The 24,968-nt window shown below is 70.5% G+C and carries 20 protein-coding genes and 1 pseudogene; 8 read left to right on the top strand and 13 right to left on the bottom strand.

The features are described 5' to 3' along the window. Positions 1–349: 349 nt before the first annotated feature. Positions 350–1,462, bottom strand: a pseudogene (locus WMF11_RS12815) (ferritin-like domain-containing protein); the annotation flags it as partial. 14 nt (positions 1,463–1,476) lie between these two features. Then, positions 1,477–3,324: a GMC family oxidoreductase gene (locus WMF11_RS12810; RefSeq protein WP_437979307.1), complete on the bottom strand. Its 1,848-nt coding sequence runs from the start codon at positions 3,322–3,324 to the stop codon at positions 1,477–1,479. Between the two features lie 315 nt (positions 3,325–3,639). Between WMF11_RS12810 and WMF11_RS12805 the strand changes: the two genes are divergently transcribed. The 3 genes from WMF11_RS12805 to WMF11_RS12795 all read left to right on the top strand — a co-directional run bounded on the left by WMF11_RS12805 (position 3,640) and on the right by WMF11_RS12795 (position 5,496). After that, entirely contained in the window at positions 3,640–3,837 is a 198-nt protein-coding gene (locus WMF11_RS12805) for a hypothetical protein (RefSeq protein WP_437908670.1), read from the top strand. After that, positions 3,834–3,962 carry a hypothetical protein gene (locus tag WMF11_RS12800; RefSeq protein ID WP_437908669.1) on the top strand — a complete coding sequence of 43 codons (129 nt, stop codon included), beginning with the start codon at positions 3,834–3,836 and terminating at the stop codon, positions 3,960–3,962. Before WMF11_RS12805 ends, WMF11_RS12800 begins: the two co-directional genes overlap by 4 nt. A 340-nt stretch (positions 3,963–4,302) precedes the next feature. Beyond that, positions 4,303–5,496, top strand: coding sequence for a PAS domain-containing protein (locus WMF11_RS12795; protein ID WP_437908667.1), 1,194 nt, complete (start codon positions 4,303–4,305; stop codon positions 5,494–5,496). A gap of 62 nt (positions 5,497–5,558) precedes the next feature. Here WMF11_RS12795 and WMF11_RS12790 read toward each other — a convergent pair whose 3' ends face one another. Next, a complete protein-coding gene (locus WMF11_RS12790; protein WP_437977679.1) occupies positions 5,559–6,242 on the bottom strand; it encodes a hypothetical protein in 684 nt (227 codons plus the stop codon). Positions 6,243–6,305: 63 nt separating this feature from the next. On the opposite strand from WMF11_RS12790, the gene WMF11_RS12785 reads away from it, so the two are divergent. Then, entirely contained in the window at positions 6,306–7,454 is a 1,149-nt protein-coding gene (locus WMF11_RS12785) for an amidohydrolase family protein (RefSeq protein WP_437977678.1), read from the top strand. 93 nt (positions 7,455–7,547) lie between these two features. On the opposite strand, the gene WMF11_RS12780 is transcribed toward WMF11_RS12785, so the two are convergent. Further along, positions 7,548–8,039, bottom strand: a complete 492-nt coding sequence (locus tag WMF11_RS12780) for a DUF6691 family protein (protein WP_437977677.1) — start codon at positions 8,037–8,039, stop codon at positions 7,548–7,550. Next, the gene (locus WMF11_RS12775; protein WP_437977676.1) at positions 8,036–8,470 is read right to left on the bottom strand and encodes a YeeE/YedE family protein; all 435 of its coding nucleotides are present in this window, start codon (positions 8,468–8,470) and stop codon (positions 8,036–8,038) included. The genes WMF11_RS12780 and WMF11_RS12775 overlap by 4 nt, the downstream gene beginning before the upstream one ends. Positions 8,471–8,781: 311 nt before the next feature. Between WMF11_RS12775 and WMF11_RS12770 the strand changes: the two genes are divergently transcribed. Both WMF11_RS12770 and WMF11_RS12765 read left to right on the top strand, forming a co-directional pair. Further along, positions 8,782–10,584 (top strand): protein kinase domain-containing protein, encoded by a 1,803-nt coding sequence (locus WMF11_RS12770; RefSeq protein ID WP_437977675.1) that lies wholly within the window; start codon positions 8,782–8,784, stop codon positions 10,582–10,584. Between the two features lie 55 nt (positions 10,585–10,639). Next, positions 10,640–13,498 (top strand): TonB-dependent receptor domain-containing protein, encoded by a 2,859-nt coding sequence (locus WMF11_RS12765; RefSeq protein WP_437977674.1) that lies wholly within the window; start codon positions 10,640–10,642, stop codon positions 13,496–13,498. A 114-nt stretch (positions 13,499–13,612) separates the two neighbouring features. Here WMF11_RS12765 and WMF11_RS12760 read toward each other — a convergent pair whose 3' ends face one another. From WMF11_RS12760 to WMF11_RS12725, 8 genes are all read right to left on the bottom strand, one after another. Beyond that, entirely contained in the window at positions 13,613–15,838 is a 2,226-nt protein-coding gene (locus WMF11_RS12760) for an SGNH/GDSL hydrolase family protein (RefSeq protein WP_437977673.1), read from the bottom strand. A 509-nt stretch (positions 15,839–16,347) separates the two neighbouring features. After that, the gene (locus WMF11_RS12755) at positions 16,348–16,482 is read right to left on the bottom strand and encodes a hypothetical protein (RefSeq protein WP_437908657.1); all 135 of its coding nucleotides are present in this window, start codon (positions 16,480–16,482) and stop codon (positions 16,348–16,350) included. Positions 16,483–16,583: 101 nt separating this feature from the next. Further along, entirely contained in the window at positions 16,584–17,009 is a 426-nt protein-coding gene (locus WMF11_RS12750) for a bleomycin resistance protein (RefSeq protein WP_437908656.1), read from the bottom strand. 227 nt (positions 17,010–17,236) lie between these two features. Beyond that, on the bottom strand, positions 17,237–18,406 hold the full coding sequence (gene ribB / locus WMF11_RS12745; protein ID WP_437977672.1) for a 3,4-dihydroxy-2-butanone-4-phosphate synthase: 1,170 nt from the start codon (positions 18,404–18,406) through the stop codon (positions 17,237–17,239). A gap of 87 nt (positions 18,407–18,493) precedes the next feature. Beyond that, positions 18,494–19,561: an ABC transporter substrate-binding protein gene (locus WMF11_RS12740; protein WP_437977671.1), complete on the bottom strand. Its 1,068-nt coding sequence runs from the start codon at positions 19,559–19,561 to the stop codon at positions 18,494–18,496. A 138-nt stretch (positions 19,562–19,699) separates the two neighbouring features. Beyond that, complete coding sequence (locus WMF11_RS12735) at positions 19,700–20,941, bottom strand: methyltransferase (RefSeq protein WP_437977670.1); 1,242 nt, start codon at positions 20,939–20,941, stop codon at positions 19,700–19,702. A 483-nt stretch (positions 20,942–21,424) separates the two neighbouring features. After that, positions 21,425–21,919 (bottom strand): hypothetical protein, encoded by a 495-nt coding sequence (locus WMF11_RS12730; protein WP_437908644.1) that lies wholly within the window; start codon positions 21,917–21,919, stop codon positions 21,425–21,427. 12 nt (positions 21,920–21,931) lie between these two features. Further along, complete coding sequence (locus WMF11_RS12725; protein WP_437977669.1) at positions 21,932–23,290, bottom strand: hypothetical protein; 1,359 nt, start codon at positions 23,288–23,290, stop codon at positions 21,932–21,934. A gap of 384 nt (positions 23,291–23,674) precedes the next feature. Between WMF11_RS12725 and WMF11_RS12720 the strand changes: the two genes are divergently transcribed. Together WMF11_RS12720 and WMF11_RS12715 are read left to right on the top strand one after the other, a co-directional pair. Then, positions 23,675–23,926, top strand: coding sequence for a hypothetical protein (locus tag WMF11_RS12720; protein WP_437977668.1), 252 nt, complete (start codon positions 23,675–23,677; stop codon positions 23,924–23,926). A gap of 440 nt (positions 23,927–24,366) precedes the next feature. Beyond that, on the top strand, positions 24,367–24,774 hold the full coding sequence (locus WMF11_RS12715) for a hypothetical protein (protein WP_437977667.1): 408 nt from the start codon (positions 24,367–24,369) through the stop codon (positions 24,772–24,774). Positions 24,775–24,968: the final 194 nt, after the last annotated feature.

Below are 24,968 nucleotides of genomic sequence, written 5' to 3'. Positions count from 1 at the left end.
CGAACGTCACGTCCTTCGGCGCGGGACCGTAGGCCTCGGTCCAGGCGGTGGGCAGCTCGTACCAGACGCCCGAATACCACATCTTGATGATGTTGCGGGCGATGGGCCCGAGCTTCTCGTGGCCGAAGATCTCCCGGCGCAGGAAGGCGTCACGCGCCTGGCGGTCGCTCCCCTGCCCCGCCCCGCCGTGGATCGCGAGCAGCTCGTCCACAACGCCGGCGCCGACGACATCATCGGCGGACTTCAGATACGCCTCGGCCTGCCCTGTCCCATGCAGATCGAAGACGGCAAAGGCGGTCACCTCCGCGGAGAAGGCGAGGAATCGATCGAGGCGGCTCGACGCCGCGCTCGCGCCGGAGACCGCGGCAGGGGCGTCCGCGTCCGGGTAGAGCTCGAAGGTCGGCGCGGCGGTGAACTCGCTGTTTGGCAGCGGGTTGCGGATCAGCTGGGTGATCAGGTTGCGGAACTCGAACATCTGCGGCACGGCGCTCATCAGCAGCGCCGGCTCGCCGTTGTAGGCCCGCGTCAGGGTCTCGAGGAACTTCGCGTAAGCGCGGTTGAAGGCCACCGCCATGTCGTGCAGCTCGGAGCCGGCCGGCAGCTCGGCCAGCTTGACGTCCGTCTTGATGGGATACGCGCCCTTCCAGTCGACGGTGAACGCCGGCCCGGTCGGCTGGCCCGGCTGGTCCCCTGGCTGGTAGTAGCGTCCCTGGGTGAGCTGTTCGAAGCGGTAATAGTGCGACAGCTCCTTTTCCCGGTCGTAGATGCTGGACTCGGTGCCCTCGCCCTGCTCCATGATAAGGCGGATGGCCCGGCGCGCGCTCGCCAGATCGACCACGGGCAGCAGCTCGCCGCCGCCGGAATAGTAGTACTCCGGGGTGATCTGCCGCCCGCGATCGCCGACGAAGATCGTCTCGCCCCGAGCCTGCGCCTCCGCCTCCAGGCGCACGAGGCCGTCCTCGATGGCGGCGTAGAACTCGCCGATGCTGTAGTACTGCATCTCGGAGTCCTCGGGGTGCGCGCCCAGCACCGTCGCGCCCGCCGGGGCGGCCTTGCGGACGAGCCGCCCGCCTGCCTTCTTCGGCCGCTCGATCTTCTTGAAGGTCTCGATGGCCTCGATGCCAAAGGGGGCGATGTGGACCTGGAAGTCGGTCTCGCCGTCCGGCAGGTAGGCGGGGTAGCTGGGCACGAAGCCCTTGACCGTCAGATCGGGCGCGCCCTTGACGGCGTTCAGCAGGTTCGCCGCGAGGGTCAGGTGGAGCATCTCCTCCACCGCCACCACGCGCAGGATGTGGACGGCATCCGGGTTGGTCCCCGGCTTGATCGAGTAGAGCGCCGCGAGGTACGGCGGGATCGTGGCGTGCTCCAGCTGGAGCGCGTGCTCCAGGTAATGGTGCAGCTCGGTGAGGGTCTCGATCTTGTTGCGCGGCGCGGGAGGTTCGGATCGTCTGGAGTTGATCATGGGCGGACCTCGCGTCAGTGGAGCTGCTTGAGCATCGCGCGCGTGCTCCGGTAGCAGAGCGCGGCGAGGGTGAGGGTCACGTTGGCGGTGCCGACCGAAGGCATGCTGCCGGCGCCGACCAGGTAGAGGTTTTCATGATCCCAGGAGCGCTGGTCGGTGTCGACGACCGAAGTGCGCTTGTCCGAACCCATGATGTGTGTGCCGGCCAGGTGGTTGCCCCCCCGGATGGCGTAGCCCTCGCCCTCGTAGGCGACATAGCCGTAGTCGCCGGGGTCGTACCGGGAGAAATCCACGACGCCCAGGCGCGCGAACATGGTCCTCGCGAACTGCCGCGCGTAGGCGGCGCCGCGCATGGTGTACTCCGGCACCGTGAAGGAGACCACCGGGCGCATGTTGCCGAGGCGGTCGGTGTAGCGCGGATCGACGGTGACGCGGTTGCTCTCGCTCGGCAGCACCTCGAGCATGAACGCGAACAGGAGCTGGCGCGAGATGCGGTCGACGAGCCCGCGGCGCAGCTCGTCCCCGAAGTGGTTGTGCTGGTCCACGAGCTCGGCCAGATCCGTGAAGGGCGAGCCCGTCGCCCACCCCCAGCCGTCGTTGTGGATGTCCACGCTGAAGGCCGCCTGACTCCGCCGGAATGGCCCCGTGCGCAGGTCGATGATGCCGCCGGTGCAGCTCGTGCCGCGCGTGGTCCCGCAGACCTCGGGCATCAGCCCCCAGCTCAGCAGGTAGGAGTGGTCCATCAGGTTGCGGCCCATCAGCCCGCTGCTGCTCCTGACGCCGGAGGCCAGCAGGAGCCGCGGCGTCTCGATGGCGCCGGCGGCGAGCACGAAGATCTTGCCCTTGACGGTCACCGTCTCGTGCTCTGACGACTGCGGGTCCTTGTAGACCTTGACCTCCAGCGCGGTGACGCGCCCGCTCTCGGGATCGATCACCACCTTCGAGGCGACCGCCTGGACCATCAGGTCGACCCGCCCTGTCTCGAGCGCCTTCGCCAGCGTCTTGCCGGCGTGATACCGCGCCTGCACCGGGCAGAGCGGCACGCAGTTGGTGTTGCCCTGGCAGCGCTCCCCCTCCTCCACCTGATGGGTGTTGACGGCGCCCACCGGCACGTAGCCCTTGCCGCCGTCGTAGGCGGGGTTGGGAACTCCGTTGCGGGCCTGCGGGTACGCGCGGATCCGGATGGAATACGCCTGGTCGTGCAGCTTGACCTCGGTGCCGTCGATGCCCTTGCCGACCCGCTGATCGAGGTAGGACAGCGGCAGGCCCTTCATCGGGTACACGTAGCCTTCGGGGAAGCGGAGCCCCAGGTACGTCTGCTCCCCGACGTCGGCGGAGACGCCGACCTCGCGCTCGGCCACCTGGTAGTCGGGCTCGATGTCCTCGTAGCTCAGCGGCCAGTCGATGCCCTGTCCGAACAGCGTGCGGACCTTGAAGTCGTCCGGCAGCATGCGGGGGGTCTTCGCCTCCCAGTGCATGGTCGTCCCGCCGAACACGCGCGTGTAGTTGGTGTCGGTGACGTAGGGGCCTGATTGCACGACGTAGGGAGCCGCGTCGGTCTCGCCGGGCTGGAGCTTGCGGAGCTCCGGGCTGCGCGGCATCCGCGCGTTCGGGTTCTCGGGGAACGGCGCCTGGTTGTCCTTCGACGACGCCGCGAAGAAGTTGGCAAGATAGGACTCATAGCCGGAGATCGACCGGTTCGTCCCCGCCCCCGCCTCCAGCAGCAGCACCCGCTTTCCTGCTCGGCTTAGCTCGTTGGCCACGATCGCGCCGGCGATCCCGGAGCCCACGATCACGGCATCATAGCCGTCATCGGCGGCCACCGCGCCGGCGTCCGTCCGCAGCGCCGTGTCAATTTTCAATAGCACGTCCCGCCCTCCCTATGTGAACGATGCCCCCGATGTCCTAAATCAGAAGAGGTCGGTCGCTGTCAACCACTTCATTGAATCGATCGCGTGACACCGGGATCGGCGCTTCTGTCGCTGTCATGAGCGTGGATCGCCGCACGATGTGGGCGCACCGCGGCCTTCACGTCCGCGCCTGCGCGTGGATGCAGCGCGTTGAGGCCGGCTTCGGAGCGCGCGGCGCCTGGTGCACGAGCCAAGGCGGCGCCGGGACGGACGCCGGGATCTTCCATCGCCGGGCCGACTCAGGGTGCATTCAAGGCTGTCGCCACCGTGAATCCCAATCTGGCCTGGGGAGCGGCGATGGTGCTTCTGGTGCTCGGCATCGTTGGACTGTACTTGAAGCGCACAAACGCGGAGAGCCACGCGACGCTCGTGACCGTATACGCACGTCAGGCGCGGAAATTTGGCCGGCACGTCGAGGATTTCGCCGAAGAGATTGCGTCCTATGGTGACTTCGATTGCGTGTGACCGTTCGTCGGAAGGACGGCAACGAGCTGGTCGTCCGGTCGCTTTCGAGCGCGTTGCGCGACTTCTATGGCGTGGGGCCGGCCCCGGCGATCTTTCACGCGATTCAAAAGATCGAGGAGAATTAGCCGCGTCGTCCACCGCAGACACCGGCCCCGCGCGGTCCTCTCCCGGCGCCCCCCTTGGACGCCACGCCGCACACGCCGAGCCCGCGGGCGTCGGCCCCGGCGCTGGCCGCGGCGGGAGATGGTGGGACCCGAGCGAGGTGCCTCGCCACCTCCGCAGGCGCCAGCGAGGAGCGCCGTGAGGAGCAGGCAGGGGGAAGCCTTCAAGGTGCGACAAGCATACGGTGCCCCAGCCGACAGAGGCAGGCGAGCTCGCGGCATGCTCGCTCGAACGCGCTTCACATGCGCGATGGGCCTCTGATAAGTACCATGGGATGTTGCCGGCCCTAGGGCGGGAGGTCATGTGGCAGACCCGGAATCTCCTGTAGACTCGCTCCAGGCGTTCTTCTCGTCCTGTCCCGACATGCTGTTCGTGGCAGAGCTGGATGGCCGGCTGCGGCGGATCAGCGGCGCCCTGGAGCGCGCCCTGGGGCCGGTCGCGGCGCGGGGGGCAACGCTCGCATCGCTCGTCGACGACGAGGCCGATGCCAGCTCGTTCGAGGCCGCCTGGGGCCGGCTGCGGGCGTCCGGCGATCCCGTGCAGCTGGCCGTGTGCTTCCGCGACGCGCACGGCGGCCGCAGGACGCTCGCGTGCAGCGCGACCCGGTCGCCGTCGGGCGACGCGGTGTACGGCTCGCTCCGTGGCGTCCTCACCCGCACCCCGGAGGCGAGCCCGCGGAGCAACCTCAAGGCGCGCGTCCTGGACCACCTCGCCGAGCACGTGTCCATCGGCATCTGGACGACCGACCGGGAGGGAGTCCTGCTGTTCAGCGAAGGCAAGGGCCTCAGGCAGTGCAACATCGAGCCGAACCAGTTCGTCGGGATGAGCGTCTTCGAGCTGTACAAAGGCTACCCGATCACCGACAGCGTGCGGCGTTCGCTCGTCGGAGAGCAGACTCACTCCTACGAGGAGGTGCACGGCTATCACTGGGAGAGCTGGGTCGTGCCGTTCCGGGGAGACACAGGCGACATCGAGGGGGTGCTCGGGATCTCGCTCAACGTCACAGAGGCGAAGAACGCCGAGGCAGAGCTCCGGTCGCAGCTCCAGCAGATCGAGAACCAGCGGCAGGTGATCCGCACCTTGTCGATGCCCATCATCGAGGTGTGGAGCGGCGTGCTCACGCTCCCGATGGTGGGCATCATGGACAGCGTGCGGACGGCCGATATCATGGAGAGCCTGCTCGGGCGCATCGTCGAGAAGCAGGCGCGTTTCGCCATCCTGGATCTCACCGGCGTCGAGATGGTGGACACGCAGGTCGCGAGCCACCTCATCGAGCTCGTCACCGCGATCCGGCTTCTCGGCGCAGAGGGCATCGTGGCGGGCATCAAGCCGAACGTCGCCCAGACGATGGTCGCGCTGGGGCTCGACCTCTCGCAGATCAACACCCAGCAGAACCTTCGGGCTGCCCTCGGCCATTGCATCCGCAAGATGAGCGCAGAGAGGCACCTCTCGCCGGTGCGTGCCGACGCGGCCGCCGGGGGAGCGCCCTCCCGCTAGCCGAGGAGCGCTTCGCGGATCGCCGCGCGACGGGCAGGACCGGCGCGATGGGAGCGGTCAGATCATCGACACGCGCAGTCGACCGAGAGGGTGTAGCTGCCTTCGGCCCCGGCATAGCCGTCCACCACCAGGTAGGATGTCTGGCCTGGCGCGCTCGTCCAGCTCACGGTCTCGACCGTCTGTAGATCCAGCGGGGTCGAGGAAACCATCTCGTTCGACCGGATGGGGTCGCAGGCGGACAGCAGCAGGAGATCCAGGTCCGTCGCGAGGTTCTCGAGCTTTGCGACCACCATGCACTCGGTCGTCGAGGAGAAGGCATAGACCGTCTCACGCCCCGATTCGGCACGAGCGGTCCGGCTGTAGGCCGTCCACACGTTCGCGCGCCCCTGGCTCGTCGTGCTGTGATTCAAACGATCGCCACACGTGATCGGTAACGCTGCCCCACACGGGTCGGCCGCACCGTCCATGCCCCCGCCCGCGACGCTGCCTCCGCTGCCGCCCGGGTCGCCGCCGGCGCCGACCGTTTCCGCCGAGCCGACGGCGCCGCCCTCGCCGCTGTTCGCGACGGATCCGCCGGTGCCGCTGGCGCCACCGGTGGCGCCAGCGCCATTGCCGGCAGCACCACCCGTCGCGCCCGGCTCGTACACATCGTTGCCGCACGCCGCAACCATGAGCACCGCGTAGCCAAGCGTTGAGTGAAGTCGAAGCACGTTGCCCCCTTTCCGTCCACCTGCGCTCCGCAGCATATCATGCCGAGAGCCGCCTCCTGCGCGCTATGCTCCGTCATGCTCGCGTCCAGAGGTCGCTTCATGTCCAGCGCGGACATCGCAGCGCTCATGCTCGTTCTCCTCCTGCCAGCCGCGTGCGCTCACGGCCCGGCAGCGCCGTGCGCGGCGCCGTCGCGGCCCGCCGACATCGGGGCGCTGCGGCTCGCGGACTGGCAGCCCGTACCGCTTCTGGCGCTCGAGCGCACCGCGATCACCCACCTGGCCGTGCCCGCCATCGATGTCCACACCCACCTGCACCGTGTCGTGGACGTGGCGGCCGAGGTCGCGCGCATGGACGCGTTCCACGTCGAGACCCTGGTCAACCTCGATGGCTCCTCGGGCAAGCGCCTGGTGCGCGAGCTCGAGCGCTTCGACCGCGCCTATCCGGGGCGCTTTCTGACCTATGCCAACCTCGACCTCACGCTCGTGGGCGCGCCGGGCTGGGGCGAGCGTGTGGCCGCGCAGCTCGCGACCGACTTCGAGGCCGGGGCCAAGGGATTGAAGATCTTCAAGGAGCTCGGGCTCACGGTGCGCACGCCCGAGGGCCGGCGCGTCGCGCTCGACAGCCCGGAGCTCGAGCCGGTCTGGCGCACGTGCGCGCGCCACCGCCGGCCCGTGCTCTGGCACGTGGCCGACCCGGCGGCGTTCTTCGCCCCGCTGGACGCGAAGAACGAGCGCTGGCACGAGCTGCACGAGTTCCCGAGCTGGTCGTTCGCAGACCGGACGCGCTTTCCAACCCGCGCGCGGCTCTTCGAGGAGCGCAACCGCGTGATCGAACGCCACCCCGACGTCACCTTCGTGGGCGCGCACATGGCCAGCTCGTCCGAAGACCTGAAGCAGCTCGCGGGCTGGCTCGATCGCTTCCCCAATCTGCAAGTCGACATGTCGGCCAGCATCAGCGAGCTGGGCCGGCAGCCGCGCGCGGCGCACCGCTTCTTCGTGCGCTACCAGGATCGCGTGCTCTTCGGCACCGACCTCAAGAGCGCCAAGACGGCGGGCTACGAGGTCTATGCGCGCTTCCTCGAGACCGAGGACGACTACTTCGACACCGAGGCCGCGAACGGCCGCCAGGGGTCCTGGAGGATCTACGGTATGCACCTGCCCGCGCCCGTGCTGCAGAAGATCTACCGCGACAACGCGCGCCGCCTGCTCTGGCCTGCAGATCCCGCTCGGCTCGCGGCGCACCCGTGACGCTCGGCGCCCGGCGCGACACACGATGTTCCGTCCGGCGCGACGCGCGTCGTGCGCCGTTCCGCCCGTCACAAGCGTTGTTTTACTTGCCGTTCATTCGGTCGTCTGCTCGCTTGTTTCGCCCCTCGCCCTGGCCGAGGCGAGACGCTCGATCGCCATGCCGGCGGCCATCGCCGCGACGAACGCGAGCACGGCGCGCGATCCGGTCGCCAGCGAGACGAGCGCCGGCCCCGGGCAGTACCCGGCGAGACCCCAGCCGACGCCGAACAGCGCGGCGCCAGCGACGAGGCGCGCGTCGATGTCGGCGCGGGTCGGGACGTCCGCGCGGTCGGCCAGGAGGGGAAACCGCGGCGCGCGGGCGGGGCCGGCCGCGTCGGCGCCGCCCCCGCGCCGCCGCCAGCGAAGGACGCGGTAGGCCAGGAAGTGCACGGAGACCGCGCCGGCCATCACGAACGCGAGGCTCGGGTCCCAGCCGCCGGCCACGTCGAGGAAGCCGATGACCCTGGACGGCTGGGTCATGCCGGAGACGCCGAGCCCCACGGCGAACAGCAAGCCGGCGAGGAACGCCGCTGCGCCCTGCTTCATCGCGCCCCCCCGAGCAGGTGCCGGCTGACATACACCGTGATGGCCGCGGTCGCGATGAACGTCAGCGTGGCGACGAGCGACCGGACCGACAGACGGCTGAGGCCGCAGACTCCATGACCGCTCGTGCACCCGTTGCCGAGCCGCGCGCCCCAGCCGACGAGCAACCCCGCCACGATCACGAGGCCGAGCGAGCCTCCGCCCCCCGCCGAGGGGAAGGCGACCGGATGCGCGGCGACGAGCGCGAGGCCGCCGACGAGGAGGCCCGCGACGAACGCCGCGCGCCAGGCGGTATCTCCTGGCTTCCGGAAGAGCAGCCCTCCGACGATGCCGCTGACGCCAGCGACCCTCCCGTTGAAGAGCAGCAGGAGAGACGCCCCCACGCCGATGAGCGCGCCGCCGAGGAGGGGGCCTATCACGGTGAATTCATTCACGATGAGACCTCGCTGAGAGACCGGTGGCCAGCATAGCAATGCGCGTCATCCACGGAAGACGAACCACCACGCGGTGCGCAATGCCGGAGCCCGCTCGGCGTATTTCGGCCGGCCCCGCCGGCTCGCGCGCCCCCTGCCGCGTCCGCCACCGCTCGCCGCGCCACCGCTGCTGCGAGCGCGCGGCGCCACACCCCGCCTGGATCGCCGCCCGACAGCGCGGGTGGGGCTGGGAGCGGGCGTATCACACACGGCGCCGGCGGACGGCTGAGATTGTGCCGGGTCCCAGAGGTGCTGGTGTATACTGACGGCCGATGGCCCACGCAGGCTCGGACGCGGCGGAACCGGCTTCATGGCGCAGGATTCCGCGCGTCGGGGATGTCGTCGGCGGCAAGTACCGCGTCGAGCGCGTGCTCGGCCGCGGCGGCATGGGGATCGTCGTCGCGGCGCACCACATCTCGCTGCGCCACCGCGTCGCGCTGAAGTTCCTGCTGCCCGAGGGGCGCACCACGCCCGGCGCCACGGAGCGCTTCTTCCGGGAGGCGCAGGCCGCGGCGGCGATCGCCAGCGAGCACATCGCCCGCGTCATCGATGTGGGGCAGACCGACGACGATCTGCCCTATTTCGTGATGGAGTACCTGAATGGCATCGATCTGGAGGCGCTGCTCGAATCGCGGGGCCCGCTGCCCGTGGAGCAGGCGGTCAGCTACGTGATCGAGGCCTGCGAGGCGCTCGCCGAGGCGCACTCGCTCGGGATCGTCCACCGCGACCTCAAGCCGGGCAACCTCTTCCTCGCGAGCCGCAAGGACGGCTCGACCCTGATCAAGGTGCTCGACTTCGGCATCTCGAAGGCGTCCGAGGAGGGCGTGCTCGGCTTGAACGCCCAGCTGACCGCATCCGCCGTGGTGCTCGGCTCTCCCCGCTACATGTCCCCGGAGCACATCCGCAGCACCCGGACGGTGGACGCCCGCAGCGACATCTGGGCGCTCGGCATGACGCTCTATCAGCTCCTGACGGGACGGCTGCCGTTCGAGACCGAGTCCGTCTCGGCGCTGTTCGTGAGCATCGTGACCGACGTGCCCGTGCCCCCGCGCAGCCACCGGCCGGAGATCCCGCTCGCGCTCGAGTGGATCATCCTGATGTGCCTCGAGAAGGATCCAGCGCGCCGTCCCCAGACGATCGCCGAGCTGGCCACGCTGCTCGAGCCGCTCGCGTCGGAGTCCGCGCGCCAGACGGTGGCGCGCATCCTGCGCAGGGCGATGGGGAACGAGGCCGTCGACGCGCCGCCGCCGCCGGATCGCCCGCGCGCCATCGACGAGGAAGCCGAGACCCTGACCGGGCCGATCGGCCCCACGCGCGGGTCCCGGCACAGCTTGGGCGAGCAGGCGAAGGAGCGCGCCTCCTCGATGCCGCCCACGCAGGCGTCCGTCGCTCCACCCTCCTTCGCGACGGCGGCCTCGCCATCGATGCCGCCTGCGCGGGTGTCCGTCGCGCCGCTCACGCTCACCGCCACGGCCTCGCCGTCGGTGCCGCCCGCGCGGGTGTCGGTCGTTCCTCTCACGCTCACCGCGGCGGCCTCGCCGTCGGTGCCGCCCGTGCAGACGTCGGCTGCCGGACCTCCCTCCGTGCACGCGTTGCCCCCGGACGAGTCGCTGGCGCCGACGGCGGCGCCGTCCAGACGGGGCGAGCGCGTCGCCTCGGGGGATCCGCAGGGGCGGCGCCGGCGAAGCCTGATCGCGCCCCTCGCGGCGGCGGCGCTCGTCGCGCTCCTCGGGGGCATTGCGGCGACCGCGTGGCTCGGGCGCGGCGCGGCGCCGGCCGCGGGCGCGCCGCCCGCCGTCGAGGCGGCCTCGCAGGTCGCGCCGGCGCAGGACGAGCCTCCCGCGCCCTCGAGCGAGGATCCCGGGCCTTCGTCCCTCTCGCCGTCGGAGGTCGCCTCGCCGCCCACAGCGGCGGCCGCCGCGGCGAGCGGGTTCGCCACGGCCGGCGCCGCGCTCGCGCCGCTCGGCTCGGCGAGGGCGGGCCGCCCGCGCGCGGTGCTCGCGCCGTCGTCGCCGTACCCGGCCAGCAGCGAGCCGGCGCCGACGAAGGCGACGCGCCTGCGCGAGCACCGCTAGCGGCATGCGTCGAGCGCCCTCGAGCACGCGCGCTCGCCGGTGGAGGCTCGCCGCGGTGCCCCTCCTCGCGGGCGCCCTGCTCCAGGCCCCCGCCGCCCGCGCCGACGGCGAGGGCCAGGCCGACGAGGCCGACCTCCACTTCGACCTGGGCCGCGACCTCTACAAGCAGGGGCAGTTCCAGACGGCCCTCGAGCACTTCCTCGCGTCGAACCGGCTCGTACCGAACCGCAACGTCGTCTTCAACATCGCGCTCACCTACGAGGAGCTGGGCCGCTTCGCGGACGCGCACCGGTACTACGACGACGCGCTCGAGGGCGAGGCCGACCCGGAGGTCGTCGCCGAGCTCCAGGCCGCGCTCCAGCGGATCGCGCCGCGCGTGGCCGTGCTCCAGATCGTCACGTCGCCGCCGGGGGCCAGGATCTACGTCGATCGCAAGGACCTCGGCGCGCGCGGCACCGCGCCGCGCCGGCTCGCCATGTCCGAGGGGCGCTACCGGATCCTCGTCGAGCTCGCGGGCTACGAGCCCGTGGCCGTGGACGACGTCCCGGTGAAGCTGGGGCAGAGCAAGGAGGTCCTCATCGTGCTCCGCCGCATCGTCGGCACCGTGCGGGTGGACGTGCGCGGCGCGAGCGAGGCCACGGTGCACGTCGATCACGACGGCGCCCCGCCCGCCTGCACCGCCCCGTGCGATCTCGATCTGCCGCCGGGCCGCCACGTGCTCCATTTCTCGCGCCCGGGCTTCGAGGCGGCGCCGCAGCCGCTGACCGTCGCCGCGCACGAGACGGTGCCGATCACGGCGACGCTCAGCCCGCTCACCGGCTCGATCCTCGTGCGCGCCGACGAGCCCGACGCCCTCGTCGAGATCGACGGCCGCCCCATGGGCTTCACGCCGTCGGTGATCCAGGGCGTCCCCGTGGGCCGGCGCCGCGTCCGCGTCAGCCTGCGGGGCTTCGCCCCCGTCGAGCGGACGATCGACGTGACGGCCGGCCAGCAGGCGGAGCTGCGCGACGTCACGCTGGCGCCGCTCCGGGAGGTGTCGTCGGCCTCGCGCGTCCTCGAGCGCCTCGAGGACGCGCCCGCATCCATCAGCGTCATCGAGCAGCACGAGCTGCGCGCCTTCGGGTACCCGACCATCGCCGAGGCGCTGCGCGGCACGCGCGGCATCTACCTCTCGAACGATCACGTCGTCTACTCGGCGGGGATCCGCGGGCTCGGCGAGCCGCTCGACTACGGCAACCGGCTCCTCGTCCTCTCCGACGGCCACTCGACGAACGACAACGTGCTGAACGCCTCGTTCGTCGGCTCCGACGCGCGCGACGACCTCCACGACGTGGATCACATCGAGGTCGTCCGCGGCCCTGGCTCGCTGCTCTACGGCACGGGCGCGCTCTCGGGCATCGTCAACCTCGTCCCGCGCGGGCGCGACGAGCCCACGAGCGCGCACGTGGCGGCCGGCACCTACTACGACGGCGTGGGCCACGCGCGCGCCGGGTTCCACTACAACGCCCGCAGGGACGCGGGCGTGCAGGCGAGCGTCTCCGGCGCGCGCTCCGACGGGTTCGACGTCCCGGTGGCGCTGCGGGATCCCGGCGAGGGCCGGCGCGTGCAGATCGCCGAGCGCGCCGAGACCTTCCGGGCCGGCGGCACGTCCGGGCGCGCCTGGTACGGGCCGTTCACGGCGCAGTGGATGTACCACGCGCGCGAGCAGCTCGTCCCGATCGGCTACGTGGGCACGCGGCTCAACGACCTCGGGACGAGCTACGAGGACGCGCACATGATGGCCGAGGTGCGCTTCGAGCCGCGGCTCACGCCCGACCTTCAGCTCATGGCGCGCGCCCACGTGAACCGCTTCGTCTGGCACGGCGCCTACGCGTTCGAGGAGGGGACGATCTTCGAGCAGCAGCACGGCACCTGGCTGGGCGGCGAGCTCAGGGCGGCGTGGACGCCGCTCCCCTGGCTGAGGGTCACCGGCGGCGGCGAGGTGCAGGAGCACTCCGAGGCGACGCTGAGCAGCGTGCTCGCGGACGGCCGCGCGCACACGAAGCCCGTGCCGTACCGCTTCGGCGCCGGCTACCTCATCCTCGACAGCTCGCCGGCCCCGTGGGTCCGCCTCTCGTGGGGCGCGCGCCTCGACGTCTACAGCACGTTCGCGCCGATCGTCGTGCCGCGCGCCGCGGTCATCCTCCGGCCCGCGCCGGGAGGGGTCCTGAAGATCATGGGCGGGCGCGCCTTCCGCGCCCCGAGCATCTCCGAGCAGTTCTACACCGACGGCAAGACGCAGGTGCCCGCCGTCGACCCCGAGCGCGGCCTCGTGCTCAAGCCGGAGTCCATCGCATCCGCCGAGATCGAGTACTCGCAGCGCCTCGGCGACGACTGGACGGCGCTCGGCGCCGTTCACGCGAGCAAGCTGTCGGACCGGATCACCTCCGCCCAGGACAGGCCCGGCGTGCCCGGCGTGGTGCGCTACGTGAACAGCCGTCGAGACGCGTTCGTGGCGGGGTGTGATGTCGAGCTCCGCCGCGAGTGGCGCCAGGGCTGGATGCTCGCGGCGACGTACGGCTACCAGCGCGGCGAGCTCAGGCGCGGCGAGCGGCTGATCAACGCGCCGGAGCACCTCGCGTCGTTTCGCGGCGTCGTCCCGGTGGTGGAGCGGCTCGCCGCCGCGGCGCTCCGGATCAACCTGGAGGCGCCCCGGCGCATCGGCCGCAGCTCGGCCGACGAGACCGCGGGCGCGATCGTCGCGGACCTCACGGTGTCCGGGGAGCTCCAGCGCTTCCACAGCCGCTATGTGATCGGCATCTACAACGCGATGGACACGCGGTACGACTACCCGGCCGCGGAGAGCTACCTCTCGGCCACGAGCCGGCAGAACGGCAGGACCTTCCTCGCCGAGATCACCGTCAGCTATCCATAGCTCCGCGCGTCCAATGTGCTGCTGCGCGCGGGTCTGCAGCGGCCCGGAGATGCTGACCACGCGGACACGCTCGAGCCACGCGGAAAAGAGCAAACAGTCTGCCAGACGCCGCCGTCACGGGGTGCTGTACTCGTGCCGGAAGCGGCGGAACAGGTTCCTGACCGCGCTCGCCGAGGGGACGCCGGAGACCGCGAGCGCCTCCAGGATGGTGCCGTCATGCGGGAAGCTGCTCTGGCTGTCTCCGCCGAGCGTAAGCCCGGTCACCGTCACATTGTTCAGCGACACCGTGGTCGAAGCGCCGTCGATGAGGATCGCTGAGCTGGCCCCATTCACGATCACGCCCACGGCGTGCGCCACGAGCGGGTTGTACCCGGCGACCTGTCTGGTCACCGCGCCGTCGCTGAAGGCCAAAGAGGTGGCCGTGTTGTTGTAGAGCAGCGCCCCTGAGCTAGCGCTCGTCCTTCCGATAATGGCACCGAGAGCCGTGGAGTTCTTCTTGAACACGGCGAACAGGGCATAAGGCGCGGCGAGAGAAATCCCGTTCAGTCGATACTGCTGCAGGATGTTAGAAAACGAGATTGCCGGTGCGTGGTTGAGGCCGTCGATCTCGAACGCTGCGGGGCTCCCTGGGAACTGGATCGTCCAGTGCCTCGAGTTCCCGCTCCGGTCAACGGCCTGGCCAATCCCGAGCGGCAACCTCCAATAATGCAGGTTGCTGTACGTGGCAGAAGGGAACGTGAGCGTGATCCCGGTCGTACCAAGCGCAACAACGCCGCTCGACGGCACCAGGACATGATTCTCTGCCCACACGCCACCGCCGTGGACGCTCCAGTCGAACCTCGCGGTACCGCGCGGCCCCCCCAGGACCATCTCGACATGCAGCAAGCCAGTGACCGTCGACGTGCCGGCAGCGGTCAGGGCAGGCGGTGCGGAGCCGAACCCGGTGGGCGTCCCGGTCACGGCTCCACCGGGGAGGTCAAACCCGGCTTTGACCCAGGTAAAGAGCCCCGGAAGATGGTTCGGGCTGAACGGGAAGGCGTCCCCGGCGCATATCGCCGTCATCTTCTCCTGCCCTTTTTCGTTGGGATGAACGGTGTCCGCCGCGTTGTGCGCAGCCGCCGCCTCCGCCGTCCACGCGGAATCGGCATGGATCACCTCGCCCCACGGAGCGAGCGCGGCGACCGCCGCAGCCTCCGCATCGCGCTGCGAGTCCCAGGACGTGCCGGCGACGTCGTTCTCGGTCACCTCGCGCGTGTAGGTCATGGCGCGCACCACCACGCGCGGATCGGCCTCTTTGATCGCGTTCGCGAGGTCGACCTTGAACTGAACCAAGTTCGCGGCCGTCGTCTTCTGGTTGGCGAAGTCGTTCCTTCCGATCTGGACAATCACCTCGTCGGGACGGTTCGCCAGAATCTTTCTGGCGAGCGCGCGGCACGCAGCAACGGAAGGCGTCGCCGTCCCGGTAAGATGCACGAGGCCATCCCCACCGCTGCCTTGGGTCATGAACTCGAGGCCCTTGCGTTGCATCTGGAGCTGCCACGACGTCATGCCAGAGAACGCGGTGTACGCGCCCGCGCCCTTCGAATCGACGATGGCGATGATCACGCGAGCCCGGGGAGGTGTGACATCGAAGATCGATGCGCCTGGCACGTAGATCCCACCAGGGAAAACGCCGATGTTCTCGCCACGGATGGCGACCAGCGACGCCGTGTACGGTGATGCCATCTGAGGACCAGAATAGACTCTGATCTTGCGCGGCACGGCGCTGCGTGCGGCCGGAACGCTCACCCTGCTGAACGTGGTCGAGTTCCACGCCACGGGGAGCACCGGATCGATGGGCTCGCCGTCGGCCCAGACGGACGGATACGACCGGTTTCCGTTTCGTCGGTTCACCGTGTCGTAATACTCGACGTCAAAGACGTCGGCGTCGGTGGACAACGCGTAATACGCCAGGTTGGACATCTGGAGATGTCGAGGGTTGCGCCAGGCAGTGAGCTTTTCGTACCCCGCCTCGCTGGAGCCGTGGAGCAGCGCCGGGTGCACGTCCAGACGGTAGAAGTCGGGGTAGAGGACCCCCGTGGCGTCCACCGGGCGAATGCGGAGCCTGCCGCACAGGAACGTGGCCTGCGTCGCGCCGCTGCGAACGACGACCCGCGCGCGGTACGACAGCCCCGCGGTGACCGCGAGCGATGGCGTGATGCAGTCCGTCGGGGAGCTCGTGGGCGTGAACGACGCCGACATCAGGACGGAGGAGCCCACCGCGTCCAGGATCTGGAGCTGGAACGCGCCGGAGCTCCCGACCCCGGACGGGAGCGACACCCTGTCGAGCTCGAGGCGCACCGCGGGGACCTCGGACGGGACCGCGAACCAGCGCTCCTTCATCGCGCCGTCCGGCGCAGCCTGGTCGTGGTTCACCCAGATCAGGCTGCGTTGCCCGTCGGCGTCGACCCCCGCCAGGGGCAGGCACCGCGGGGCCAGGTGCGGCCGCTCCACGTGCCAGGCCATCGACTCGAGTCGCCCGGGGCCGAGCGAGTTCCGATCCACGTGCAGCCCGGCCGGATACGCGAGGCTCATGTGGTGCTCCGCGCGAGCTGACAGGCGTGCTCCCAACCCGGGCCGACATGGGTCCACGTGCGCGTCGCTCCCGCAGACGCCTCGGTGATGACCGCCAGGACTCCGAGCTGCGGACCTTTGACGATCTCGATCGTGCGACATCGAGCATCAACACCCTCCGCCGGGATGGGATCGGGGAGCTCGAACTCCTCCCCATCCGGCGGCACACCGATTGAATCAGGATCTGCCATGGCATGTTGTCTACTATACAGTGCCAATCCTGTCGAGGTCGCCCGTCAGGCGTCCGATGCCGGGACGCCGGCGTGGCGGGGGTCGGCGGAGGCGGCGACGGAGAGGGCCTCTCGAGCGCGCGGGGGCGGAGGGCCGCCCTTGCTCAGGTTCGGCGCCACGACCCCATGGCGTGTGGCCATGTCGTCCGCCTCCTCCTGGTCCACGTCGACCCCCGCAGCGCAATCTCTCTTCGCTCGCGCGACAGATCCATGGCCGGATTTCTGACACGCGGAGAGAGCGATCAAGAGCGCAGAGGGCGCTGGCCCAGGTCGGTGAAGAACCTCAGGAGATAGCCGTCGGGGTCGGCGACGACGAACTGGCGGTTGCCGAGCTCCGTGTCGCCCTCGCGGTACCACCTCTCCTCGAAGGGGATCACGATCTGGAAGCCGCCTGCGCGCACGCGCTCGTACAGCGGCGTGACGTCGGAGACCTCGATCTGAAAATTGACGCCGCGTCCGTAAGGATGCTCCAGCGGTGCGGTGCGGAACCTGCGGCCCGGCCCCGCCGCCTCCTGCAGCATGAGCTGCGCGCCCTCGAGGTCGATGAAGGCAAATCGCTCCTCGGGCCTCTCGTACCGCAGCGTGCAGCCGATGACACCAACGTAAAAGCCGAGCGAGGCGTCGAGATCCGCCACGTCGAGCTCCGGGATGAGCTTCTGCCCGCTCATGGTCCTTCCCCTCGAGATCGACCGATGGATCGAGCGGAGCGGCGGGTCATCGGGCAGAGCCTAGAACACCGAGCACGTTGAAACCCGGAGAATTTTCACAGGGAGGCGGGGAGGCGGGGAGGAAGAAAAAAAAATGAATTTCTCCCTCTTGCCGTCTCTCGCTCCCCGCCTCCCCGTCTCCCTGTGAAATTCTTGCTTTTTCTCGTGGTTTCAACCCGTTTGTCGCTCTAGCTCACAACGGAGACATCCACGCTGGGTTGGATCACCGACGAGGTGCTGCCATGCCCCGAAATCGCTGCCCGCCCGCGCCGCGGCGGCGGCGCGCCGGGGCCCCCCAGCTGCGTCACAGGCTCGCCCGTCTCGAGGTCGATCTCCTTCTTCGGCCCGTCGGGCCAGGGCGCCCTCGAGTCGAGCAGCGTCGCCCGGCGAACCCCGAGCGCCACGAGCTCGCGCGCGGCCACGGCGAGCTCGAGCCCCAGGGTGACGTCGGCTCCCGCCGATGTCGGCTCGGCCGGCGGGGGCACATAGACGACCGCGCCGGCGCCGGCGGCCTCGATGTCTCGCAGGGCGTCGAAGAGATGGGCGTCGCCGAGGAGGTCCGAGACGAGCGCGGCGCGGTGGGTGTACACGATGGCGGGGTCGCCGGCGTGCGCCGGCGCGCCGTGCGTCAGGAGGAGCAGCTGCCTCTCGCGACGTAGCGTGTACGTGTGCGCCCGCCACTCGCCGCTCAGGCCTGCGGGCCGGAACGGGGCGCTCCGGACGCGCGCGGCGACGTCCTCGCTCCGCACCCGGTGGCGGATGAGGTCGTCGATGGAGACGAGCGGCAGCCCCTGCCGCGCCCCGAAGCGCGCGAGGTCCCGGCGGCGCGCCATCGTCCCGTCGTCGTTCAGGATCTCGCAGATGACGGCGGCCGGCAGCGCCCCGGCGAGCCGCGCCAGGTCGACCGCGCCCTCGGTGTGCCCCTCGCGCTCGAACACCCCATCGCGGCGCGCCCGCAGCGGGAACACGTGCCCTGGCGACACCACGTCCCGCGGCGACGCGTCCGGCGCGATGGCGGCGGCGACGGTGCGCGCCCGGTCGCGAGCGCTGATCCCGGTCGTGACGCCCTCGCGCGCCTCGATGCTCACCGTGAACGCCGTCGACCGGCGCTCGCCGGGCCGGGTCGCCATGAGCGGCAGTCCGAGGCGGTCCACCTGGTCCTCGGCGAGGGCGAGGCAGATCAGCCCCCGGCCGTGGGTCGCCATGAAATTGATGGCGGCCGGCGTCGCGCGCTCTGCCAGGACGACGAGATCTCCCTCGTCCTCGCGCGCCTCGTCGTCGACGAGGATCACCATGCCACCGGACCCGAGCTGCTCGACGGCAGCCTGAACACGCAACGTGGATGTCGAAACGGCCATGGATTCCTCTTCGCTCAGCGGGCCTGGAGCGGCGCCAGTCGATCGATCTCTTCCAGATCGGCCCCGGTCAGCCGGAAGCCCGGGCCGTCAGCCCTTCGGCTTGCCGTTCGCGTCCCACTCGGCCCAGAAGCGCTCGAGTCCGGTGTCCTTCAGCGCCCGGTTGAGGAAGCGCCGATCGGTCCAGGGCTCGACCTCGAACGTGCTCCTGATCAGGCCGTACTTCTTCGAGTCGGCGACCGCCGACTTGTACCGGGCGATGGCGTACTCGTCGAGCAGCGGGCTGGCGTTCTGCTTCATGTCCTCGCCCTGCTGCGCTTCCTTGTAGTTCGCGAAGGGCGTGCCGGACTTCGACCAGAGCTGGAATGCCTGCGTGCGGTTCTTCTCATCCGCGAGCCACGCCGCGGACTTCACCGCGAGCGTGATGATCTTCTGCACGACGTCGGGGTATTCATTGATGAAGTCCTCCCGCGCGATGATGCCTGAATTGCTCGGGTAGGTCGGGGAATCCCCCTTCGTCGTGTAGACGACCTTCCCGATCCCCTGGTCGCGCAGCGAGAGGTAGTCCGTGCCGCCGAACACCGCGTCGATGTCCTTCGTGGCGATCGCCGCCTTCGCGGTGGAGGCATCCATGCTGATGGACCGGATGTCCTTCTCGCTCAGCCCGTGGCCCTCGAGGATCCGGTTCGCGGACAGCTGCGAGGCCGTGCCCTTCTGGAAGGCCACCTTCTTGCCGCGCAGATCCTTGACGCCGGTGATCGGCGAGTCGGCGGGCACCACGAGGTAGGCGTGTCCGCGCCGGCTGGCGCTGGCCAGGAGCCGCGTCTTGAGGCCGCTCGCCCGACCGACGACGGAAGGCAGGTGACCGTGGGTCCAGATGTCGAGCAGGTTGTTCGCGACCGCCTCGTTCACGGCGGGGCCGGCGCCGCGGAAGAAGCTCCACTTCACCTCGATGCCGTCCTTCTTGAACTCCTCGGCCAGGGTCCCCTGGAGGTGCAAGAGGGAGAAGAAGCTTCCTCCGGTGACGGGGCGATTGCCCACACCGACGCCGGGCACCCCGACGCGGATCACGCTGGGCCCGGCGGCCCGGGCCCTGCCTGCCAGAAGCGCTGCCGACACCGCCGCAGCGGCGCCTCCCAAGAACTGACGTCTTTGCATGGCGCCGTGATGTGCACCGTGCGTGCCATTCCACGAAACGCTTGGAATCCAGGGGCTGCCGCGAGGCGCTGTTGCCAGGGAAGCACCCGATCCGCAGGGGTGCTGGCGAGCGGCCCACGCGGCCCACGCGGGGCCGCCTCAGCCGCCGAGACCTCCCAGCCGGGCGCTCGCGAAGATCGCGACGTTCCTCGGCGTCACCTCGGGCTCGAACACGATGGCCGCCTCGACCTCGTGCCCGCGCTCGCCGAGGGCCATCGCGCGATCCAGCGCGACCGCGACCTCCGTGAGCCGGGCCAGGAGCGCGCGCGGCAGCGTGAGCCGGCGCATCTGGCCGAACGCCGCGCGCGCCGCGACCTCGCGCTCGCGGAGCTCGGCCTCGGTCGCCGGGCCGAGGCCCCGCAGCGCGAGCGCCCTCGCCGCGAGCTCGCGCAGCCCGCCGTGCGCGCGCCGCCGGTTGATCCCGCGCATCTCCTCGCCCAGGGCGACGTCGAGCCCGCGGCCGCGCAGCAGCGACAGCAGCGCGTGCCGCCGTTCGCGGGCCAGAAGCTCCTCGTCCAGGCTGGCCTCGACCCCCGCCGGGCGCGCCGTCAGGTTGGTGAGCCCCAGCGCCTCGCGCCGAAGGACGAGCCCCGCCGCCCTGGCCGCGGCCGAGAGCGGGGCGCGCGCCGGCGCGCCGATCTTTTGCAGGCAGCACGAGACGAGCGCCAGATCGCAGGGCGCCTCGGCCGCCGCCGTCACCGTGCGGTCCCCGAGCTCGCCGCAGGCGTGCAGGCCGACCGCCAGGTCGTCCGGAGCGAACGCCAGCGCCTGCTCGAAGGCGTCGAACGCCACGAAGCGCGCCCGCCCCCCGGCGGCCAGCGCGGAGGCGGTGGCCACGCGGTCGGGCTCGCGCTCCAGGCCGATCGCGTCCCGCTCGAAGCGCGCGGCGGCCAGGCGGGTGAAGTGGCCGTGCCCCGCGCCGACGTCGACCAGGCGGCGGGCGCGCGCGGCCATGGGGGCCACGGCGCCGAGCAGGGCCTCCAGCTGGAGCCGCTTGCGCGCGGGCACCGCCCGGAGCTCGTCCAGCGACGCCGGCGGGAGCGGCTGGACCGGCCGCCGAGGCAGCCTTGCGGCCTCGTCCGCGGCCCGCGCCAGGGCCACGAGGCTCGGGGGCGCGCCCTCGAGGCCGTCGATGCACGCCGCGAGCCCGCCGGCCTCGCAGCGGGCGAGCTCGGCGTCGGAGAGCGACAGGAGGAAGCCCGTCCAGCCCCGCGCCTCGCACCAGGCCGGCGGCGGCCCCTCGTCGACGCGGGCCTCGACGATGTCGAGCGCCGGCACGAGCACATCGAGGGCACGCGCGAGGCGCTGGGCGACGGAGGGAGGCGTGATCGACGGGGGCATGCGAGAGCCGGAGGCCGGGCGAGGACTACCGGATCCGCGCCGCGCCAGGAAGGCGCCTCGGGATCGATCCTCCGGCGGGGGTCAAGCGAGGTCAACTCTGGGCCTTCGTCGGAGCGGACCTGGTAGCATTCCTGTATGCACCGGGCTGGAGGGCGAAGCATCCAGCATAGTGCCGCATCTACCCCAGTGGGTTCACGGGCTGCATCTGCCGCTCGCCCCCGGCACGCCGCAACTCATACGCCATCGACCAGGAGGCCGCGTGGCAGCGGTGGTCACCTTCACCGCCGCCCCTTGGCAGGGCTGGAAGCCCTCGTTCCGAACTGTAGTAGAGTGCCCTGAGGAGGGTTCCGAGGGACTACGCAAAACTCGGACGGACCGGGCTGGATGTGTCGAGGATCTGCCGGTCTTGGCCGCTCGGAGCGCGCCGCGGCGCACGGCATGCTCGCGGTAGAACCGATCCGTGTTTACCGTTCCATCACTGCCTCAGGGCGGGAGCGCGGCGATGAAGTCGCGGATGCACGCGATCTCGGTGTCGCTGAGCGCCGCGCCGCCGAACGGCATCCGCTCGTTGCACGGCGGGTCCGGCGTGACCTTCGTGTAGATCGCGCTGGCGTCCGGGTCGCCCGGGACGAGCACCGAGCTGCCTTCGCCGCACACGGACGCCTGGCCCCGGAGCGTGTTCTCCCACCCGGCGGCCAGCGAGAGGCCCGCCAGCTTGGAGTTCTCGTCATGGCAGCCGGCGGTGGCGCACTTCATCGCGACCAGGGCCGGCGCTTCGGCGCATCCGCTCGCCCCCCCGCCCGTCGTGGCGCCGCCGCTGCCGGTCACCGCGGCGGAGCCGCCGCCGGCCCCCTGGTCGTCCAGGGGGAACTCGTCCTCGTCCAGGGTCCCAGCGCAGTTCGGGAGGAGCGCGCCGCCGGTCAGCAGGGCGGCCGCGGTGAGCGCGGCGCGCCCGTAAAAGGAAGTCATGAACGTCACGTGCTACCTCTCTCAATAGACGTAGGCTCCGGCGAGCCGCAGTCCCAGGTATTGGTCGATGGCCCCGCCTGCGATGTACGCGTCGCCCTGCTCGGGCTGGAACGACGAGAAGAACCGGGCGTACTCGACGAGCAGGCGCGCCTCGATGCCGGTCGCGACCGGGATCATCACCCCGGCCAGCGCGCCGACGCCCTGCACGCTCGCCCCGGTGAACCGCTCGTAGACCGGGCCTGACGAGAGCGGCAGGATGTACTCGGCGCCCAGCGCCAGCGCGATCGGGCCGACCGGGAAGCGCCCGTCGAGGCCCGCCCGGAACAGGGTGTACGAGACGTTCGGCACCGTCCTGGCGAGGTCCGCCGACGCGTCGATCTCGAAGGTCAGGAACCGGAGCCCGGCGGAGATCCCGAGCACGGACGCCTCGCCGAGCGACAGCCGCTCCCGGAGCCCCAGGTTGATGCGCTCGTAGGTGGTGCTGATCGGGTCGCCGCTGCCCACCGCCGAGTCGAGGCCGAACGCCCGCGCATAGCCCGCGGTGACCCCGAGGCCCTTGAGCACCGCGATGTCCGTCGACGCGAGCGGGTACAGCTCGCCCGAGACCGACAGCGCGGGCTGTCCGAAGACGCTGTAGGGCGGGAGGTTCCGCGTGCGCGGATCGGAGTAGTCGAACCAGCGGCCGACGAACTCGACGCCGAGCTCGATCGAGAAGAGCGCCGAGCCGGCCTCGTGCGGCTCGCGCTCGCCGCCCTTCCCGCCCTCGTCAGCGTCCCTCTCCTCGCCGCCTTTTTCCTTCTCGTCCCCCCCGTCGCCATCCTCGCCTTCGCCTTCCCGGTCGCCCTTCACCCCGTCCTCCTCGGCGGGCGGCGCGGGCGGCGGCGCGACCTGCGCCAGCGTCGGGCCGAGCAGCTCTTCCAGCGCCCTCTTGCGGTCGTCCCGCGAGCCGCTCAGCGGCACCGCGCTGTCCACGGCGAGGTCGCCGGCGTTCTCGTCGACGTAGACGAGGTGGACCTCTTTCTTCTTCTTGTTGGTCCGCGAGACGCCGTAGATCACCCCTTCTGCCTTCGCAGCCCTTCCTGCCTTGCGGATGCGGTCGATGGCCTTCTTCCGCTGAGCCTTCGACACGAGCGCGTCCCCGACGGGCTTGGTCTGGCCGGCGCCTTTCAGCGACCTCGAGAACGCGTCAGGGTCCACGACCCCCAGCGTCTCCGGCATGATGGCGAGGATGTCCTCGCGGATGTCATCCGCGTTGGGACCTTCGATGCGCACCGCGATCGACTTCGACGCCTTGGGGGCGGCGAGCGTGGCGGGCGCGAGCGCGAACGTCGCGGCGGTCGCGGCAGAGAGCCCGAGCAGGATCCGCCCGCAGAGGCTCATGGAAAGGAACAGCGTTGTAGTTCTGGCGGGTTTGCGCACGGGCCTCTCGCTGGCGGCAGAGACGTCAACCGGGGCTTGCACGCGCGTCAGCCTACAGGGGACCTGGACGAGCTCCCGCAGGCTGTGGAGTGAAGGCGGCCCCTTCGATGCACGGATAAGTTGCTGGCGTAGCGTCGCTATTCCAGGGGGGTCGTATAGAAAAGTTGTCTGTCAACCCAGAGCAGGTCCCGCAGTGTGACGGAACCTGGAGCGCCTGATCCCGGACGGGGCCAATGTGATGACACCGTGCACCCGAGGAGGGGCCGAGCAGAGCCCGCCGCAACCCAGGTCACGCTGCACCCGAAGTTGCCGTCCGCCCGCCTTGCCGGATCTCGGAGAACTCCGGTGGAGAATACCCTGGATCTCACGACAGCCGAACCGAGGCTTGCCGTGGTCTCCAGTGCATTCAACCTGGCAAAACGCCAAGCACCATCGATCGGCGATCGCTTCCGTGATGACCGACCGAACGGGATCGGTGCCGAGACCGATCAGATGACAAAAGTCTCGGCGCGCATGGCGACCCACCCGAGGCGAAGCAAAAGGAACCCTGTCGAGGGGAATGTGAACGATCACATGGCCGATGTCAACGCCAATTGATGGGCCGCGGGGATATCCCGGAGCCCGATGGAGGGCGAGGCTGGCGGGGCTCCTCCAGCGCGCCGCGTCAACATGGGCGGACGCCGGACAGCGTTGATCGCCGGCCCGCCCGACGCGCTCGAAGCCGAGCAGCGCATCGCCGGTCGGCGCTCGACGCTGCGAGCCCGCCGGTGCCTGGGCGCCGCCTCTCGTGCGCGGCGATCTGGTGCGCGGTGACTCGAACGCGCGGTCCAGCGCGAGCTCGCCCGCTGCTCCTGCGCTCGCCGGACCTCTCGGAGCTCGGGCGCCGCGGCCGGCCGCCGCTGCGCGCCCACCGGGATCGAGGAGAGCCGCGCGTCAGCCGATTCTGGTTGACGTCAGTAATGTGAACGTTCACAATTTGATGCTCCGAGCTGCGATAACTTGGCTGAGGTTGCTTCTTACATGACAGGAGACGTCGGATGTCGATGAGCATGAAGCTGATGAGCGCGGTGTTGATGAGCGTCGGCATTGGCTTTGCAGGCGCAGCATGGGCCGCGAACGGGACCGCGGACCTCCCCGGTTCTGTCGCCGAGGGGAAGGATTTTGGCTGCGGTGCAAAAGGACAGAAGGCCTGTCCGATGCAGGGCTGGATGAAGACGGTGATGCAGTCGGCGACCACGAGCGGCGACGGCGCGAAGATCGCGTCGGCGCTGGAATACGTGGCGTCGAAGCCGCCGCCCGGGATGCCCAAGTGGGTCGCGATCTCGAAGGATGGCGTGGAAAAGGCCAAGAAGGGCGATATCGACGGCGCCAAGGCGAGCTGCAAGGCCTGCCACGATCTGTACAAGGCGGAGTACAAGGCGAAGCTCCGCGACGCCGCCTTCTGAGGCGCCTCCCTCTGCTATCTCCCTCTCCGGTCCTCGCGCCGGGCGCGCGCTCTCCTGGCAGCCCCGGCCGTACCCGCCGGGCCGAGGCGAACACCGGTCCGGAGAGCTCGACGTATCCCACGGGCAGGCTCGCCGCCTCGCCGGGCCGTGGTACGAGCCGAGCGCATCGGAGAGCTCCCACGGGCGCCGCTGCG

Source organism: Sorangium sp. So ce295 (genome assembly GCF_051527405.1).
GTDB lineage: Bacteria > Myxococcota_A > Polyangia > Polyangiales > Polyangiaceae > Sorangium > Sorangium cellulosum_B.
The sequence above is the reverse complement of the archived record's forward strand: the minus strand, read 5'-3'. Positions and strand labels throughout refer to the sequence as shown.